The organism is Prevotella veroralis, from assembly GCF_018127765.1.
GTDB classification, from domain to species: domain Bacteria; phylum Bacteroidota; class Bacteroidia; order Bacteroidales; family Bacteroidaceae; genus Prevotella; species Prevotella veroralis.
The window spans coordinates 212,597-228,155 of sequence record NZ_CP072330.1; the positions used below are offsets into that span (position 1 = coordinate 212,597).

The following is a 15,559-nucleotide window of genomic DNA, read 5'->3' on the forward strand; positions in this document are numbered from 1 at the left end:
TAATAAAGACCCTCTTTTATGTTTTTTCCATTTGGTATAAAGGATGTAATCGACATCGTACTCGTAGCATTGATGCTCTATTATATCTATCGAGTGATGAAGGAATCGCGTTCTCTGAACGTCTTCATCGGAATCATGTTGTTTGTGATTTTATGGCTTATAGTAAGTCAAGTCTTAGAGATGCGGCTCTTGGGTAGTATCTTGGATAAGCTGGTTTCTGTGGGAGTTATTGGTCTTATCGTTCTTTTCCAAGAAGATATTCGCCACTTCCTGTATAGCCTTGGTGCACATCGGAAGGTGAAAAACATTATTAAACTATTTACGAAAACAAACAAAGAGGAGGTCGATAAGGAAGCAATTATGCCTATTGTCATGGCTTGTATGAGTATGAGCCGTGGCAAGGTGGGGGCTTTGATTGTTATTGAACGCGGTGTGATGCTGCAGGATATAGTGGAGACTGGCGACTTGATAGACGCTCGTATCAATCAACGACTCATCGAAAATATCTTCTTTAAGAACTCGCCTCTGCACGATGGGGCGATGATTATCTCCAAACGACGCATTAAGGCGGCAGGATGTATATTGCCTGTAAGCCACAAGCAAGACATTCCTAAGGAGTTAGGTCTGCGTCACCGTGCTGCCATGGGTATCTCGCAAGATTCGGATGCGTTGGCTATCATCGTTTCAGAAGAGACTGGTCGCATTAGTGTTGCCATACATGGTGAGTTTCAACTGCGCCTCTCTGCCGAGCAACTGGAGAGTATCTTGACAAAGGAGATGGTGCTGTCTTGAATTCAAAATTATGATTAGGTAGAGTTGACGAGTACACGAGTTAACGGGTTAACAAGTTATTAGTTCTGTTGGATGTAGTGCCACAAAGTAGGGACAGACGCCCTCGTCTGTCCGCCCAACATTCTACTTTACATTACAAGCAAACTCCCTTATGCGGACAGACGAGGGCGTCTGTCCCTACTATATTACTCTGTCTTTCTTACTTTGTTACTTTGTCTTCCCTTCTTATTATGCTGTCCCTCGTTGGCAAGAACCGCTGGAACGAAAACAAGGAAACGCCCTTCTCAGTGCGAGAAGGGCGTTTCCTTGTATCAAAGAAGGCGTCTCCTTGTAATGAGGAAACGCCTTCTTATATTGAATGTCACCCCACAACGTAGGGACAGACGCCCTCGTCTGTCCGCCCAACACCCCTGTTATTCATTGATATATAGTTCATTTAGCGGACAGAAGAGGGCGTCTGTCCCTACTATGTTACTCTGTCTTTCTTACTTTGTTACTCTGTCTTTTCTTCTTATTATGCTGTCCCTCGTTGGCAAGAACCGCTGGAATGAAAACAAGGGAACGCCCTTCTCAATACGAGAAGGGCGTTCCTTTGTATCAAAGAGGGCGTCTCCTTGTAATGAGGAAACGCCTTCTTATATTGAATGTCACCCCACAGCGTAGGGACAGACGCCCTCGTCTGTCCGCCCAACACCCCTGTTATTCATTGATATGTAGCTCATTAAGCGGACAGACGAGGGCGTCTGTCCCTACTATGTTACTCTGTCTTTCTTACTTTGTTACTCTGTCTTCCCTTCTTATTATGCTGTCCCTTGTAGACAAGAACCGCTAGATTATATTCGAGCTAACCTAATTCAGCATTAGATTCATCTCTAATTTATCATCTTTGAAGATATAGTCTACCAGCTCATTGATTGTCAATGAACGTGTGTTCGGCAGTGGTTGATTCGTATGACAAACGTGCCCTTCCTTTATTTGGAAGTACATGTTATTCTTCGGAATATCCGAGTCATTATACACACGGAGGTTCTCTATGCGATTAGGATGCCGTTGAGCATAAAGCTGCAACGCCTTTTCAGCATTGATAACACGTATCATTCCTTGTATATTCTCCGTCTGTCTTTTAGCATTTGGGTCGATAGAAAGCTCAATACGATAGTCCTCCTTGATAATATCGAAACCCTCCGCATCATGCAATAGAACGCAATCTTTGGAACGTTGCCACTTGTCGAACGAATCAAAGTCCATGTTGTCAACATCTGTAGGCGGTGCCGTTACCATGATACGCCGTGCATATCCGCATCGTTCATACCAGTCGTATAGCCACTCTTCGGCAGGTATCAACGTTGCAAACACAATGTCCTTATGATAGAGGCGGAAGTGAGCTTGCGACATCAAATTGCCTCCCATGTTCTTCTTTCGGTACTCTTCACGCACACTAACACCAGAGATATAAGCCGTGCGCACCTCCTTGTCGTAGTATTTCATTGTATAGGGTAAGGCTTGAAGGGCTGCAACTGTATGCTTATCAGCCTGACAAGTGATGTTATATTCGGGCTTGAATACACGTGAGAAATATAGCTCTATGAATGGTTCCACATCATGGAAAGTGTCTCGCCATAGGTTGATTGTCTCCTCCTTAATGCGTTGCTGATCCTCTTCCTGCGCCAAAGGGAACTTCTCCATGACTGCACTTTTCTCTAAAAGAATGTCTGGCTTGTATGAAAGTTTGGCATATCTCAAGCCCTCAATACCAAGGTCTTCCTCACGATTCATATATTCGTATTGCTCAGGGAGGTGTCTGGCGAACTCCTGATTGATGATAGAAAAAGCCCCTTCATAGCTTGTATCTGCCTTTTCAACGCATACATCGAACACCTTGTTGGTGATAGGTGAACCAAAGGTGAAGGCTATCAACTTATCATCTACCCATATTGTGCCACCGATAGCACCGATTTCATCCCATAAATCGAAGACACGCGTCATTGAACGAAGCTCTTCCGACAATTCTTCATCGCCCTCGGTATCCTCCTTCGTAACCTCTCGCCAGTTCTCTTCCACAGCTATGCACTCTGGAATCATGTCCTTTGTTAAGTCCTTATATACGTAGTTTGGGAATGTTTTACGGAACTTATTGCAGTGGTTTCGCTTACCTTGTAACTTCTTACCGGATAGTGTTGCGAGCTTTTCACGTGAGTAGATATAATCGAAGTGGTCACGGTCTGGTTTGATATCAAAGGTGTTGGGGAAGGTAGTCTCAAGTATTTCCGCCATATAACTGCATACACCTAACATTAAGAAAGGGTGCCCTAAGGTGATAGCATCGTCCCTCATCTGTCGGACAACGGCAGCAAATCGGTCGCGCATAGCCTCATCCCATGCACATTTCCATACTGGTGCCATGTATGCGAGATGGTGCCCTGTATAAAAGCGGAACACTAAGAAGCCATCGACTTCAGCGATTTGTGTATTATAAAGAAACCTCCATGAGATGATATTTGCAAAGCTTAAATCACAGTTCTGACGGTCTCCACAAAGAGTATAGCTTTGTATTAGTTCGCGATCAGACGTCTTTACATCGTGGAATTTAATCATGTTGTCTATATTATTGTTAGGCTACAAAGATATGTAGAAAAGCTGGGATAGGCAAGAGGATAGCTGTTTTCTCATATAAAACAAGGGTCTTGTTTGGGATTCTAAGTTAATTTAACTATCTTTGCAGGTAGACATTTTAAAGACCGAAATACATTTATTACAATATAGAAAGAACTATGGATTTATTAGAGCAAATCGTTGCACGCGCTAAAGCCGATAAGCAACGTATCGTGCTCCCCGAGGCAGAAGAGGAGCGAACCCTTAGAGCGGCTGATAGGGTATTAGCCGATGACATTGCCAATCTAATCCTCATTGGTAACCCCACCAACATACATAAACTCGCCACAGAGTGGGGACTTAAGAACATTGATAAGGCAACCATTGTTGACCCAGAGAATAACCCTAAGTGCGAAGAATATGCTGCTAAGTTAGCCGAACTACGCCAGAAAAAGGGTATGACCATCGATCAGGCACGTGAGTTGGTGACGAAGAATAATCTCTATTTGGGCTGTATGATTATTAAGACAGAGGGTGCTGATGGACAGATCTCAGGTGCACTCTCTACAACTGGTGACACGCTTCGCCCTGCTTTGCAGATTATTAAATGTGCACCAGGTATCACTTGCGTGAGTGGAGCTATGCTCATCCTCACTCACGAACAGCAGTATGGTGAGAATGGTATTGTCGTTATGGGTGATGTAGCAGTTACTCCTAACCCAACTGCCGATCAGTTGGCTCAAATAGCTTATACCACTGCTGAGACCGCAAAGAGCGTTGCTGGATTCCAAGACCCACATGTTGCTATGTTGAGTTTCTCTACTAAGGGATCGGCAAAAGACGCCATCGACCGTGAGACGGGTAAGAGTGTTTACATTATAGATAAGGTTGTTGAGGCAACAAAGATTGCCAAGGAGAAGTTCCCAACACTGAAGGTTGATGGTGAATTACAGGCTGATGCTGCTCTTGTTCCTGCTGTTGCTGCTAAGAAGGCACCAGGTTCGGAGATAGCAGGTAAGGCTAATGTGCTTGTTGTTCCCAACCTTGAAGTAGGTAACATCGGCTACAAGTTAATCGAACGTCTTGGTGGTGCTAAGGCGATAGGACCTATCCTCCAAGGTATTGCTCGCCCTGTTAACGACCTGTCTCGTGGCTGTTGTGTAGATGATATCTACTATATGGTAGCTATCACAGCATGCCAAGCCCAAGATGCGAAAAAGCTATAAAAAAACCTCTCCCCAGCTCCTCTCTGAATGGAGAGGGGAGTAGTATGTATAGAGGGGGATGCTCCTAAGTAATTAAGTAATCAATAACGAGTAAGGGAAGATAGTAAATTAGTGGGTTGGTTTTACCTATCTATAAGCAATGTTAGTGTATCACCCTATATCCGACAAAGCATTTGTCTTAACTCCATTTCACTTCCTTCACTCCTTTAACTCCTATAATCAAAATATGAAGATATTAGTTTTGAACTGCGGAAGTAGTTCTATTAAGTACAAGTTGTACGATATGAAAGACGAGTCAGTGTTGGCTCAAGGTGGTGTAGAACGCATTGGTCTTGATGAGGCTTTCATAAAGGTTAAGCTCCCTAATGGTGAGAAGAAACAAATCATGGCAGACCTTCCTACACATAAAGAAGGTGTAGCACTTGTGTTCAAGGTATTGCTTGATTCAGAGATTGGTGCTCTAAAGAGTCTTGATGAGATAGACGCTGTTGGACACCGAGTAGTGCAAGGAGGTGACCTCTTTGAGAAGAGTTGTATCGTTACAAAAGAAGTAGAAGACGGTATTGAAAGTCTCATAGATTTAGCTCCTGTTCATAATGCTGGTCACTTGCGCGGATTGCGTGCTGTGGACGCTTTGATGCCTCACACGCCACAGGTAACAGTGTTTGATAATGCTTTCCACAGCACTATGCCTGATTATGCTTACCTATATGCTGTGCCTTATGATCTATATAAGAAGTATCATGTTCGTCGCTATGGTTTCCACGGAACAAGCCACCGTTATGTGTCACACCGTGTATGTGAAATGTTGGGTGTAGACATCAAGACACAGAAAATCATCACTTGTCATATTGGTAATGGAGCCTCTGTTGCAGCTGTTAAGAACGGTAAGGTCATTGATACATCAATGGGGCTAACGCCATTGGCAGGCTTGATGATGGGTTCTCGTTCTGGTGATATTGATCCTTCTGCAGTTACTTATTTAATGGAGAAGCTCGGTAAGCAACCGCAGGAAATGGCAGACTTCTTGAATAAGGAGAGTGGTGTCTTGGGCATTACGGGTATCAGTTCTGATATGCGCGACATAGAGAATGCAGACAACGAGGGCAATAAGCTCGCCCATTTGGCACTACAGATGTATGCTTACCGCATAAAGAAGTACATCGGTGCTTATGCTGCTGCTATGAATGGTGTAGACATCATTGTATGGACAGCAGGTGTTGGTGAGAACCAGACCGGATTGCGTTGGGATGTTTGTCAAGACATGGAGTATCTTGGTATTAAGTTGGATAAGAAGCGCAATGAGGTGCGTGGCGAAGAGCAGATCCTCTCTACTGATGACTCAAAGGTAAAGGTTGTTCTCGTCCCAACTGATGAAGAGATCGTTATTGCACGTGATACTCAAGAGCTTGTTAAGGACTTGAAGAAGTAATATTTGAGTTTTCTCTCGGATATATAATATTAGCTGATAGGCTATATCAAAAGTTGAGTTACGATTGTTGTGACTCATCCATAGTTTCATTCATAGTGTGTTTGCACAATCATGTTTCACTATGACTTTTTGTGGATGAGGACTTTTGGTATAGCCTATCATTTTTATTTTTGCTGTCATTTCTGTCATTCTTCCCAGCCCTATAAACAGTTTGTAAACAGCCAGTTAACCGAAATGTTAAAAGTGACAGCAACCGAAATAAAAATAAAACTATGATATGGTTGGATTCTTTTATACTATCTGCTGTTATTGATAGATGGATGTAAAGGATAAAGAAGACTGTTTTGTAAGATGAAGTTATTATAAAAAGCGAAAGGTAGTTATCTCACGACAACCACCTTTCTTTTGACTAAACTTAATCTACAAACCTGAGTTTTAATTTTATATTATGAATCTCTTATTGTCTACTTAACTTATCAGTTATGTCTAATTGATAGATCTCTTTATGTGAGAAGATTATCTCTTAAGAGACAATGCAAAGATACGAGATTGTTTTGTAACATCCAAATACTTTCTAAAGAAAATGAGTTTTTATAGCTAAAAAATAACTTTTTATCTTGATAATAGCCTTATTTTTGCTTTTGTTAAGGTTTACTTTCGCCTTCAACGTACTCTTCCAGGAATAAATGCTCACCATCGAAGACAACATAAGTGAACTGATTTATCCAATCGCCAAGTATCAGCATGCGCACTTTTCGTGATAGGGTGAGGTCTAATTCGATGTGGCGATGACCATAGAGGTAATAATCTACGTCTTTATGCGTGCGCATGTAATCTTTTGTGTAACGCACTAAATATTCTTTATCTTCGCCCATGTAGGGTGCTTCTTTCCCATCGGCACGTTTCAATCGGCTCTTTTTTGCCCAATTCAATCCCAACTGCATGCCCCACCAAGGGTGGAAGAAGTTGAGTAATCGTTGGCATCCACGATTGTGAAAGACTTTCCTCAAGAGCCGAAACATTGGATCTGGATCACCTAGTCCATCGCCATGTGCAAGATAGAATACCTTATCATATATCTCAGTAGTGATGGGTTGACGGTGCAGGATGACGCCACATTCCTCTTCCAAGTAGCCGTAAGTCCAAAGATCATGATTGCCAGTAAAGAAGTGCACCTCTACTCCCATGTCCGTTAACTCTGAGATTTTCCCTAAGAAGCGGGTGAATCCTTTTGGAACAACATACTTATATTCGTTCCAAAAGTCGAACATATCCCCAAGCAGGTAAATAGCTGCTGCTTTGTTCTTAATGCTATCCAAGAATCGAACCAAGCGACGTTCTTGTGTACGCCTGTGCTTGATGGCTAGCGAACCAAGGTGTGCGTCAGATAGAAAATAGATATTTTTCATGTCTTTGAAATTTATGTGAACGGGGTGTTAGGAGTGTTGAGAGGCTTTATTCAAAGCCTAGTTCAACACGTGCCTCTTCGGACATCATGCTTTGATCCCATGCTGGGTCAAAGACGAGATTGATGTTAGCAGACTTAATCCCTTCTACGCTTTCCACCTTTGTGCGTACATCTTCAAGGATGAAATCTGCAGCAGGGCAAGATGGTGCTGTGAATGTCATATCCATGTCGAGATTACCTTTCTCGTCTACATCAATCTTATAGATCATTCCAAGATCATAGATATTTACAGGTATTTCTGGGTCATAGACGGTCTTCAAAACATCAACGATTTTCTCCTCAATCTGCGTCTTTTCTTCTTGTGTCATATATTTAATTGGGTGTTAATTTATAATGTGTAACTTGTAAAGATAGTGTTAATAAGCGCAATAAAAAATGTTTTTAAATTGCCAGATGTTACCTATCTTTTGCAAAGATAGTAATTTTAAATAATAATCACAATAGCTTGCTAAGGAAAGAAGGTCATTTATCTTGGTTTTACAAACATATTATTGTATATTTGTGCAATGATAAAGAAGGATGATTATCATGGGCGATTGGTATAGTTGGAATATCACTTATCAAAATAAGAAGCCTGTAAGGATTACTGTTCGGGACACTCTCGGAACACATGAGGTACAGCCTGGCAGTGCTAAGTGGAATGCTATCTTGGCTGAAGCTAATCAGAGTGCGCGAAAGAGTAAGGCTACTTCTAAAGTACAGAGAAGGAAGATTTGGGGACAACTTAATTTTAATGAAAAGCGTACCAAACTGCTTGTTTCGCTTGGCGTAGCACTCTTTATTTTCTTGTTACCTCTTTGCATATATCCAAGTTACTTTGGTTTACATACACGAGAAGGTTATTGTGGACTCTTTTTGACAGCTCTTCTGTTCTCTTTCGGAATAGCTGTTAGCATCTTTGGCATCTTTTGTTGGCGTGTTAAGGAGTATAAATGGTATACCAAGATTGGTTTTTCTATTTTGGGGATAACTTCTCTTTTCCTTATTATTAGGGGTGTTACAGCTTATATAAAGGACTTTGTAGATAATGATGTTGTTACTTATGAAGGCTCATTTACGCTAGACACAATAGTTCACAGGCGTTCTTTTACCAATTATGTTATTACATGGGAAGGTGACACCCTATCCTCTTCTCCAGAGCATCTTATTAGCTATGCACATTACTTGGAACTAGAGCATTATAATAAGGTGAGAATTACTTATTGGCGGAATTCTGGTCTAGTTTGGAGTGTAGAGCCCTTAGGTGAGTGGCACGAGGTGGAAAGAAAGAACTGGTGGGAGTGGTAGACTATTGTTTGTTTTTGTGCTTCGATAGAATTCTTACAGTCTTCCCTCCTCCCGATAAGAGTAATAATTCCCATCCGTGAGAACAACATGATCGGCAAAGTGAATGCTTAGTAGTTCACAAGCTTTCCGTATGCGAGTGGTGAGAAGATCGTCCTCATGGCTGGGAGAAGTGTTCCCGCTGGGATGGTTATGACAAAAGGCAAGGATGGTAGTGTTCTTCATCAACGCCTCTTTCATCATAAGTCTAATGTCTATCGGAGCCATTGTCAGTCCACCAATCGAGATACGTTTCGCCTCAATGAGACGGAAGTTTTGCTTCATCATCAGTATCCAACCCTCTTCGATGTTGAGGTCTTGAATGGTCGTGTGCATATAGTTGTAAATGGCTTCGGCACTATTCAGTAAGGGTGCATCTTCTACCTTTGCACGTTGCCTCCGTTTACCCAATTCGCATGCAGCAAGTATCGTTATCGCCTTTGCCGGACCGATTCCTTTGTATTCTTCCAAGCGATGCAAGGATAGCTTCCCCAATGTGTTTAGATTATTATTGCAGTCCTTTAGGATTCGTTTCATTAGATCGACAGCACTTTCATTTGCCGTTCCGGAACCAATGAGGATAGCCAACAGTTCGGCATCACTAAGCGCATTTGCTCCCAGTCTCTCCAGTTTCTCACGTGGGCGGTCAGCCTCTGCCCAGTTGTTAATGGATATACTTTTCATAGTTTAATATAATATTCTTTTCTCCTAATAAGGTATATCAAATGTTCTCGTAACAGCTAACAAAGTAGGGACGGACGCCTTCGTCTGTCCGTGGTATTATATGAAGTCCCTTGATAAACAGGGGCGTTTTGGCGGACAGACGAGGGCGTCTGTCCCTACTATGGCAAATTGCTTCATTCATAGTGATAGGTTTTGATGATTGTAGATAGGCGGTTGTTATATTTTAATAGGGGAACTTTGAATTATGAATTTTGAATTAACTATAGAAGTTCTGTTCGTAGGCTGCGAACTCATCGTGGCTACATACGCATCGTTTCCACCATGCGTTGAGGAAGCCACAGCCGTAGCCCATGAGCTGATAAAAGGCTGCACGGATGCTTAAGAAGCCTATCTTCAAGCTGTGATTTTGCTTTGTTGAGTCAATGCAGATGATGGTGCTGTAAAGGAATAGGGGCAATATGCCTAAGACGAAGAGGCTACAACCCAAAGTTTTAGCTGATGTGCAAACCATCGCAAGAAGCCCACAAAGGATCATCAAAGTAAGGAAGATGACCCCAAGTGTGAATACCATTGGCAAGAGATGGACAATCTTCAGCGACTCAGGATACTTCTTGTAGAGATTGATGCGAGCGATCCCCGAGTTGTAAACCTGTCGCCAGAATTTACGGAAGTCGGTACGTCTTTTATGCCACACCCATGCTTCTGGGAAGAGACGACAGCGTTTCCCAGCCTTGAAGATACGTATGGAGAAGTCGATATCCTCACCAAAGCGCATCTTGGAGAAACCGCCTAATTCCCTGTAAACATCACGACGAATACCCATGTTAAAGGAGCGTGGATAAAACTTATCCAACTTCTTCTTTCCTCCACGAATGCCCCCTGTTGTGAAGAAAGAAGTCATTGAGTAAGAGATTGCCTTCTGTGTGTCTGTGAATGAGTCATGTGCTTTGTCTGGTCCTCCGAATGCATCAGCAGGTTCTCTCAGAAGTTCCTCGTCAATAGCTTGTAGATACCCCGTTGGAAGTACAACATCGGAATCGAGGATGAGTAAATACTCCCCCTTCGCCCGTTCAGCACCATAGTTTCGGCTCTGACCGGGACCTGAATTCTCCTTATAATAATAATGTAGATCGAACTTATCAATATACTTGTTGCAAACGTCCTTACATGGAACTTTCGAGCCATCTTCGACGATGACCACCTCAAAATCAGTCTCTTTTTGATGGAGAAGACTCTCTAAAAGCTCATCAACCTCGTCTGGTCGGTTGAAAACGGGTACTATAATGCTGTACTTCATAACGTTGCAAAGATAACACTTTGTTTGTGAACTGCAAGTGAATTGAGCTATTATATGCTTTGAAAGAATTGTTAATCTTCTGTTAAACGATGGTCTTCTGTTTTAGAGATTGGGCTGTTTTACCTATATTTGTACAAGTTAAATAGAAACAAACAAATTACTTATAATTATGAAGATACCATCGGAGTTTGATCCTATTCGCCCCTTTGAACCAGAAGAGTTACCGGCAGTCTATGATCGTATTCTTGCTGATAAGCAGTTTCAACAGGTGTTAGCATATCTTTACCCTGATGTCCCTATGGCAATACTGGAGCAGAAGATGCGTGCTTGCAAGACGAATCTTGAGTTCCAGAAAGCCTTTTGCTATCCTTTCTTGCAGCGTCTGGTGACAACCTTGAGCTTAGGTTGTAGCATGGACGCAACGAACATTGACATTCATAAAAGGTACACTTTCATTAGCAACCATCGTGATATTGTCCTCGATTCAGCCCTCTTGGACAAGCTACTGATTGATGTTGGCTTCTCAACGACATGCGAGATTGCTATCGGAGACAACCTCCTCTCTGCTGATTGGATACGTGATTTGGTGCGTATCAATAAGTCGTTTACAGTTGAAAGAGCCTTACATTCGGTAGAGATGTTGCGTGCCAGCAAGAGAATGTCCGAATACATCCACTTCGCAGTGGCTGAGAAAAACGAGAATGTATGGATTGCGCAGCGTCAAGGTCGTGCTAAGAACTCTAACGATCTCACCCAACCTGCCATCTTGAAAATGATGGTTATGGGCGGAGAAGGAAGTATCATTGAGCGTTTGAAGCAGTTGCATATCGTTCCGCTATCCATCTCTTATGAGTATGACCCATGTGATTACCTCAAGGCAAGAGAGTATCAATTGCGCCGAGACATACCTTTCTGGAAGAAAACAGCCGAAGACGACTTAGAGAGTATGTTGATTGGAATCAAAGGTTTTAAGGGGCATATCTTCTATAGTTGTGCGCCGTGTATTGACGAATGGCTCGATACTTTGGATACGGATTTACCAAAGAATAAGCTCTTCGATGCGATCGCTTCGCATATTGATCACGAAATCCATTGCAACTATAAGCTCTATCCAGTCAATTACGTAGCCCTTGATATGATTCAAGACACAAAGGCTTACGAAGAGTATTACACGCAGGCTGATTACGAGAAGTTCGATGCTTACCTCGCAGGACAGATTGAGAAGATCAATATTGAGAACCGAGATGATAAGTTCTTGCGCACTTGCTTGCTCACTCAATACGCTTATCCTGCTAAGAATTACATTGATGCATCTTCTGAAAGCGGGCGTTTAAAATCGTTGTTGAATCGTCTTACTTTTAAGAAGTAAAGTTCTGTGAGCAGAAGCAATCATCGTAAGATAAGAGGCAGAATGACCATAGTAATGTTGCTCGTAACATTACTTATGTTTGTTGCCTGCAAGCATGACTTCTTTGAGAAGGGTGATTCTGGCTTGTCATACCTCAACACTGACTTTGTAGAAGTGCGTACAAACGAGGCTGCCGAATTGGTTGAGGCTGTCACAGATAAGGGTGATCTCTTGAAGTTGCAACCTCATTTGAAGAAATTGTGGGCGATGACATCTGATACAACTTATCGTGCTTTGCTTTATTATGATAAGGTTGTTGATGGCAAGACGAAGGCTATTGAGGTGAGTCAAGTACCTGTTCTGCGCATGAGATTAGCTCTTAATGTTGATGTTGTGCATACTGATCCCGTTGTTTTTGAGAGTGCTTGGATAAGTAAGAATCGCCGTTATCTGAACTTAGGATTATCTTTGAAGACGGGTAGGGCAGAGGATAAGAAAGCCGTACAATCGTTAGCAATGGTCGCTGATGCAGTGAAGAAAAGGGCAGATGGTGGTCGGAACTTCTACTTACGATTGTATCATGCGCAGAACGGAGTACCGGAGTATTATAGTTCACGTGTGTTTGTTAGTATGCCAATGACGGACATTCAGCCCGGAGACTCTATTATTTTAGACATCAATACATATAAAGGGATGGTCAGAAAATGCTTCTGATAACATCCCTTTTGGTATGTCTTTCTGTCGCACCACATTGTTTCTCATTGTTTACAAACTATCTTTCTTTTATCCTCTGAACCCTATTCTAAATATAAGATAAAGGTTATTTCTGTTTGAAAACATACTTTCTTACTCAAAAAAATAGATTAAAAATTATTCTGAATTAAGCTATTCCTCTGAAAAAAATAAACTAAAAATTAATTCAAGGAAGCCTTTTTTCGGACATAAGAAAAGCTGTATCGCAATTGAGATACAGCTTTCCTTGATTTTAATATATGGTTTTCTGTATGCGTATATACGTTTACTTCAGTACGCCCAGCTCTTTACCAACCTTGATGAAAGCAGCGATACACTTGTCAAGCTGCTCTCGGTTGTGACCTGCGGAGATTTGAACTCGAATGCGAGCTTGCCCCTTTGGAACCACTGGATAGTAGAAACCTGTAACGTAGATACCCTCTTCGAGCAATTTAGCTGCATACACTTGAGACAGCTTGGCATCGTAGAGCATGACGGCACAGATGGCACTTTGCGTTGGTTTAATATCAAAGCCAGCAGCCAGCATGTGGTCTCTAAAGTAGTTAACGTTCTCTACCAGTTGGTCATGAAGGGCGTTGCTCTCTTTCAACATCTTAAATACTTCAAGGCTCGCACCGATGATGCAAGGTGCAAGAGAGTTGGAGAAGAGGTATGGGCGACTGCGTTGACGAAGCATTTCAATGATCTCCTTTCGTCCAGTAGTGAATCCTCCCAATGCTCCACCGAATGCTTTTCCTAAGGTTCCAGTGTATATGTCCACACGACCATAGGTCTTGCACAATTCGCTAACACCATGACCAGTAGCACCAACAACGCCCGCTGAGTGTGATTCATCAACCATTACGAGGGCGTCATACTTCTCTGCAAGGTCGCAGATCTTGTCTATTGGAGCCACATTACCATCCATTGAGAACACGCCATCAGTAACAATAATGCGGAAACGTTGTGCTTGTGCCTCTTTCAAACAACGCTCTAAATCGCCCATATCTGCGTTGGCATAGCGATAACGTTTAGCCTTGCAAAGGCGCACACCATCGATGATGGAGGCATGATTTAACGCATCCGAAATGATTGCATCTTCGTCTGTGAACAATGGTTCGAACACACCTCCATTAGCGTCAAAGCATGCTGCGTAGAGGATAGTGTCTTCTGTCTTGAAGTACTCGGAGATAGCTTTCTCAAGCTCTTTATGTGCATCTTGTGTACCACAGATAAAGCGCACTGATGACATACCGAAGCCTCTCTTGTCCATCATCTTCTTGGCACCTTCAATCAGACGAGGGTGATTGGAAAGCCCCAAATAGTTGTTAGCACAGAAGTTAAGAACCTCTTTGCCTTTTACTTCAATCGCTGCACTCTGTGGGCTTTCAATGATTCTTTCCTGCTTGTAAAGCCCCGCTTCTGTTATCTCTGCAAGTGAATTGCTGAGATATTCTTTCATCTTTCCATACATAACATTAGATTCTTTAATTGTTATTAAGGGCAAAGTAAGGTATAAAAAACGAGAATAAGGATGTTTTACAATGCTTTTTTGTCATAGAATCAGTATTTTTTATAATTTTAAGATATCGATGAGCTCTATTCGACAAAAATATGTTTACTTTGCATCGAAATAGATTATCAACTTATCTATATATATGAAAAATGTTTTGGTGATAGGCTCTACTGGGCAGATAGGCTCAGAGCTTACCAGGGAATTGAGAAAGTGTTATGGCAATGAGAACATCGTCGCTGGTTATATTAAAGGGGCTGAACCTACGGGCGAACTAAGGGATGCTGGTCCTTGTGCAGAGGCTGATGTTACAAACCCGCAAATGATTGCGGAGGTTGTAAAGAAGTATCATGTTGATACGATTTATAACCTTGCAGCATTGTTATCTGTCGTGGCGGAGAATAAGCCGCAGTTAGCTTGGAAGATTGGTATTGATGGTCTTTGGAACATCTTGGAGGTGGCACGTGAGAATCAATGTGCGGTCTTCACACCGAGTTCTATTGGCTCTTTCGGTTTGAGTACACCTCATACGAAGACGCCACAAGACACGGTGCAGCGTCCCAGAACCATCTATGGTGTATCGAAGGTGACCACAGAGTTGTTGAGTGACTACTACTATAATAAGTATGGAGTAGATACTCGTTCGGTGCGTTTTCCAGGCTTGATCTCTTATGTGACACCTCCCGGTGGTGGTACAACTGACTATGCCGTTGATATCTACTACTCGGCTGTTCGTGGTGAGAAGTTCGTGTGCCCAATTAAGAAAGGTACACTTATGGATATGATGTATATGCCCGATGGCTTGCGTGCAGCGATCTCTTTGATGGAAGCTGATCCATCCCGTTTGGTTCATCGTAACGGCTTCAACATTGCTTCGATGAGCTTTGATCCTGAAGAGATATTCAATGTCATTAAGCGTCATAAGCCCGACTTTGAGATGGAATATAATGTTGATCCACTCAAACAGAGCATTGCCGATAGTTGGCCAGACAGTTTGGACGATACTTGCGCACGTGAGGAATGGGATTGGAAACCACAGTTTGATTTGGAATCCATGACGGTTGATATGCTAAAGAACTTAGAATTAAAATTGAAATAGTCCTTTTAAAGATAAAAGAGAGGCAGATTATCATCTTGATAACTGCCTCTCTT

Annotated in this window: 13 protein-coding genes; 7 read left to right on the plus strand and 6 right to left on the minus strand. The window is 42.3% G+C overall.

Going from position 1 to position 15,559, the window contains the following annotated elements:
• Positions 1-18: 18 nt before the first annotated feature.
• On the plus strand, positions 19-792 hold the full coding sequence (cdaA, locus tag J5A55_RS00915; protein WP_004384631.1) for a diadenylate cyclase CdaA: 774 nt from the start codon (positions 19-21) through the stop codon (positions 790-792).
• An 849-nt stretch (positions 793-1,641) separates the two neighbouring features.
• On the opposite strand, the gene J5A55_RS00920 is transcribed toward cdaA, so the two are convergent.
• Positions 1,642-3,387 (minus strand): GNAT family N-acetyltransferase, encoded by a 1,746-nt coding sequence (locus J5A55_RS00920; RefSeq protein ID WP_004384634.1) that lies wholly within the window; start codon positions 3,385-3,387, stop codon positions 1,642-1,644.
• Positions 3,388-3,563: 176 nt separating this feature from the next.
• Here J5A55_RS00920 and pta point away from each other — a divergent pair, with 176 nt between their 5' ends.
• Together pta and J5A55_RS00930 are read left to right on the plus strand one after the other, a co-directional pair.
• Positions 3,564-4,610, plus strand: a complete 1,047-nt coding sequence (gene pta, locus J5A55_RS00925) for a phosphate acetyltransferase (protein WP_004384635.1) — start codon at positions 3,564-3,566, stop codon at positions 4,608-4,610.
• Positions 4,611-4,836: 226 nt separating this feature from the next.
• Positions 4,837-6,042, plus strand: a complete 1,206-nt coding sequence (locus J5A55_RS00930; RefSeq protein WP_004384636.1) for an acetate kinase — start codon at positions 4,837-4,839, stop codon at positions 6,040-6,042.
• A 644-nt stretch (positions 6,043-6,686) separates the two neighbouring features.
• On the opposite strand, the gene J5A55_RS00935 is transcribed toward J5A55_RS00930, so the two are convergent.
• Both J5A55_RS00935 and J5A55_RS00940 read right to left on the minus strand, forming a co-directional pair.
• Positions 6,687-7,451: a UDP-2,3-diacylglucosamine diphosphatase gene (locus tag J5A55_RS00935; protein ID WP_004384637.1), complete on the minus strand. Its 765-nt coding sequence runs from the start codon at positions 7,449-7,451 to the stop codon at positions 6,687-6,689.
• Positions 7,452-7,497: 46 nt separating this feature from the next.
• A complete protein-coding gene (locus tag J5A55_RS00940; RefSeq protein WP_004384638.1) occupies positions 7,498-7,818 on the minus strand; it encodes a metal-sulfur cluster assembly factor in 321 nt (106 codons plus the stop codon).
• 211 nt (positions 7,819-8,029) lie between these two features.
• Here J5A55_RS00940 and J5A55_RS00945 point away from each other — a divergent pair, with 211 nt between their 5' ends.
• Positions 8,030-8,797: a hypothetical protein gene (locus tag J5A55_RS00945; protein ID WP_004384639.1), complete on the plus strand. Its 768-nt coding sequence runs from the start codon at positions 8,030-8,032 to the stop codon at positions 8,795-8,797.
• 33 nt (positions 8,798-8,830) lie between these two features.
• Here the strand turns inward: J5A55_RS00945 and radC are convergent, their stop codons facing one another.
• Together radC and J5A55_RS00955 are read right to left on the minus strand one after the other, a co-directional pair.
• On the minus strand, positions 8,831-9,517 hold the full coding sequence (radC, locus tag J5A55_RS00950; RefSeq protein WP_004384640.1) for a RadC family protein: 687 nt from the start codon (positions 9,515-9,517) through the stop codon (positions 8,831-8,833).
• Positions 9,518-9,773: 256 nt separating this feature from the next.
• Positions 9,774-10,814 carry a glycosyltransferase family 2 protein gene (locus J5A55_RS00955; RefSeq protein ID WP_004384642.1) on the minus strand — a complete coding sequence of 347 codons (1,041 nt, stop codon included), beginning with the start codon at positions 10,812-10,814 and terminating at the stop codon, positions 9,774-9,776.
• A gap of 169 nt (positions 10,815-10,983) precedes the next feature.
• Between J5A55_RS00955 and J5A55_RS00960 the strand changes: the two genes are divergently transcribed.
• On the plus strand, positions 10,984-12,183 hold the full coding sequence (locus J5A55_RS00960; RefSeq protein WP_004384643.1) for a 1-acyl-sn-glycerol-3-phosphate acyltransferase: 1,200 nt from the start codon (positions 10,984-10,986) through the stop codon (positions 12,181-12,183).
• A gap of 42 nt (positions 12,184-12,225) precedes the next feature.
• Entirely contained in the window at positions 12,226-12,876 is a 651-nt protein-coding gene (locus J5A55_RS00965) for a NigD1/NigD2 family lipoprotein (protein WP_004384644.1), read from the plus strand.
• Between the two features lie 304 nt (positions 12,877-13,180).
• Here the strand turns inward: J5A55_RS00965 and kbl are convergent, their stop codons facing one another.
• Positions 13,181-14,368: a glycine C-acetyltransferase gene (kbl, locus tag J5A55_RS00970; RefSeq protein WP_004384645.1), complete on the minus strand. Its 1,188-nt coding sequence runs from the start codon at positions 14,366-14,368 to the stop codon at positions 13,181-13,183.
• A gap of 184 nt (positions 14,369-14,552) precedes the next feature.
• On the opposite strand from kbl, the gene J5A55_RS00975 reads away from it, so the two are divergent.
• Positions 14,553-15,506 carry an NAD-dependent epimerase/dehydratase family protein gene (locus J5A55_RS00975; RefSeq protein WP_004384646.1) on the plus strand — a complete coding sequence of 318 codons (954 nt, stop codon included), beginning with the start codon at positions 14,553-14,555 and terminating at the stop codon, positions 15,504-15,506.
• Positions 15,507-15,559 lie beyond the last annotated feature (53 nt).

What these genes read in the sequence shown, in the direction of transcription:
- cdaA (WP_004384631.1), top strand. Translation starts at nt 19, where the DNA reads ATGTTTTTTCCATTTGGTATAAAGGATGTAATCGACATCGTACTCGTA.
- J5A55_RS00920 (WP_004384634.1), bottom strand. Translation starts at nt 3,387, where the DNA reads ATGATTAAATTCCACGATGTAAAGACGTCTGATCGCGAACTAATACAA.
- pta (WP_004384635.1), top strand. Translation starts at nt 3,564, where the DNA reads ATGGATTTATTAGAGCAAATCGTTGCACGCGCTAAAGCCGATAAGCAA.
- J5A55_RS00930 (WP_004384636.1), top strand. Translation starts at nt 4,837, where the DNA reads ATGAAGATATTAGTTTTGAACTGCGGAAGTAGTTCTATTAAGTACAAG.
- J5A55_RS00935 (WP_004384637.1), bottom strand. Translation starts at nt 7,451, where the DNA reads ATGAAAAATATCTATTTTCTATCTGACGCACACCTTGGTTCGCTAGCC.
- J5A55_RS00940 (WP_004384638.1), bottom strand. Translation starts at nt 7,818, where the DNA reads ATGACACAAGAAGAAAAGACGCAGATTGAGGAGAAAATCGTTGATGTT.
- J5A55_RS00945 (WP_004384639.1), top strand. Translation starts at nt 8,030, where the DNA reads ATGATTATCATGGGCGATTGGTATAGTTGGAATATCACTTATCAAAAT.
- radC (WP_004384640.1), bottom strand. Translation starts at nt 9,517, where the DNA reads ATGAAAAGTATATCCATTAACAACTGGGCAGAGGCTGACCGCCCACGT.
- J5A55_RS00955 (WP_004384642.1), bottom strand. Translation starts at nt 10,814, where the DNA reads ATGAAGTACAGCATTATAGTACCCGTTTTCAACCGACCAGACGAGGTT.
- J5A55_RS00960 (WP_004384643.1), top strand. Translation starts at nt 10,984, where the DNA reads ATGAAGATACCATCGGAGTTTGATCCTATTCGCCCCTTTGAACCAGAA.
- J5A55_RS00965 (WP_004384644.1), top strand. Translation starts at nt 12,226, where the DNA reads ATGACCATAGTAATGTTGCTCGTAACATTACTTATGTTTGTTGCCTGC.
- kbl (WP_004384645.1), bottom strand. Translation starts at nt 14,368, where the DNA reads ATGTATGGAAAGATGAAAGAATATCTCAGCAATTCACTTGCAGAGATA.
- J5A55_RS00975 (WP_004384646.1), top strand. Translation starts at nt 14,553, where the DNA reads ATGAAAAATGTTTTGGTGATAGGCTCTACTGGGCAGATAGGCTCAGAG.